This is a genomic window from Pseudonocardia lacus, assembly GCF_018531445.1.
GTDB lineage: Bacteria > Actinomycetota > Actinomycetes > Mycobacteriales > Pseudonocardiaceae > Pseudonocardia > Pseudonocardia lacus.
The window spans coordinates 1-1954 of the sequence record NZ_JAHDTH010000428.1; the positions used below are offsets into that span (position 1 = coordinate 1).

2 protein-coding genes are annotated in these 1954 nt (G+C 77.6%); both read right to left on the minus strand.

The window, feature by feature from the left end:
* On the minus strand, positions 1-187 hold a 187-nt coding region (locus tag KIK08_RS38785), incomplete at its 3' end, for a hypothetical protein (protein ID WP_214408291.1).
* 236 nt (positions 188-423) lie between these two features.
* On the minus strand, positions 424-1954 hold a 1531-nt coding region (locus KIK08_RS38790), incomplete at its 5' end, for a dynamin family protein (protein ID WP_308258166.1).

The window sequence follows — 1954 nt, forward strand, 5'->3', positions numbered from 1 at the left end:
CCAGCGCCCGGTCGGCCGCGGCGATCGCGGCCACCGCGTCACCGGCCAGCCAGGCCCGCTCGGCGTGCGCCGCGTCCTGCCCGGTCCGCTCGGCGCCGGCCCCGGTGGCCACCTCGGCGCCGGTGCCCGGGACGGCGAAGTCGGCGAACAGCCGCGGCTCCAGCACCGCGTCGGCCCGGGCGCTCATCGCCCGCCCCCGTACATCGCCCCGCCCGCGCGTCCCCCCGCAAGAGGGGGCCGGACCCCGGCCCCGCTCCCGTGTCGCTGTCGCTCCCACACTGGTTCCCCCTTCGCCCTGCGTCCCGACCAATGCTCGGGGGACGGGCGCGCGCGATCTGTGCACGAGGACACAGTGGGGAGTCGACGTTGCGACACCCGGGCCGCGTATCAGCGGACCGGCCGGGGCCTCGCCGCACCGCGCGGTCAGGCCGAGCCCTCCGTCAGCAGCCCTTCGCACGTCCGCACGACGACGCGGCAGGCCTCGGCGGCCGGGCGCGGGTACATCGGGTTGACCGCGTGGCGCTGCCAGCGCTGCAGGGTCGTCACCGCGGACCGGCGCACCGCGCCCGGGTCGGCGTCCGGGGGCAGGCCCAGCCGGGTGGTGACCGCCCCGCCCGCGTCACCGAGCAGCCGCTCCGCCTCCTCGGCGACCGCGCGGGGCAGCCCGACCGCGCCCGACCGCAGCCGCCCGAGGGTGCGCAGCTCGATGAACTCGTGCGCCCCGGACAGCAGCCGCTCCAGGTCGCGCACGAGCGGGCCGGCCGGGCGCGGGTCGTGGCGCAGGACCCCGTCCAGCGCCAGCAGCGCCGAGCGCGCCTTGAGCACGTCGCGCCGCTCGCTGAACTGCACCCGCAGCACGTCGCGCAGCTCGGGCAGCCCGCTGCGGGCCACCAGTTCCGTGGCCAGTGCGGCCGGCGTGGCCGCGCCCTGGCGGATCAGCGAGGTGGACAGCCGGATCCCGAACAGCCCGAACCGGGCCAGCAGCGTCGCGCGGTCGACGCCCTGTGCACCGTTCGGCGCGTCGGTCGGGGCGTCGCCGGCGTCGCGCAGGAAGCGGTCCACCGACAGCAGCGAGCGGTCCAGATCGGCGCGCGGCACCATCGAGAGCTCGGCCAGCGCCCGGTGCTCCTGCTGGGTGAGCGTGGCCCCGGTCTCGGCGAGCAGCCCGGCCACCGCCACCACGTTCTGGCACAGCCCGCGCACCGCCGGGTCGGACCGGTAGCGCTGGGCGATCGCGCGGGCGGAGAACATCGCGTCGACCCGGCCCGCCCCGATCTCGTCGGCCCGCGAGAGCACCGCCACCGTGTTGACCGCGGTGGCCCGCCCGACGCCGCCGTCGGGCCCGTCGCGGAAGGTCTCCAGGAAGTCGGCGTCGGCGGTGTGCAGGTGGCGCATCAGGTAGATGACGGCGTCCGCCTCGCTGGGCGTCTCGTCGTCGGGGTCGAGGAAGGCCACGGTGCGCCGGGAGTTCTCGGCGGTCAGGGAGGCGATGCCGGGCGTGTCGATGAGGGTGGTCGCGCGCAGGTTCTGCGAGGGCCAGTCGACGACGATCCGGTCGAGCGTGTCGGCCGGGGTGTCGCCCAGGTCGATGACCAGGGCGCCGTCGATGCGCCGCACGGTGAGCGGGACCGGTGGCCCGGCGTGCGGGTGCATCCGGATCCGCGACGCCGGCCCGTCACGGAACCAGGTCACCACCCGCGTGCACTCGCCGGCGTCGGTGGGCGCCAGTCGCTCGCCGACCAGCGCGTTCAGCAGGGTCGACTTGCCGGCCTTGAGCCGGCCGGCGACCGCGACGCGCAGCGGCTCGTCGAGGCGCTCCAGGTGGCGGGCCAGCAGCCCGGCCGCGCCGGGCTGGTTGCGGTAGGCCGCGACGGCGTCGGTCAGCAGGGCCCGGACCCCCCGCGTGAGCGGGCTCTGCCGGGCGCCCGGGGTCGGCCGCCGCACCGGCGCGCTC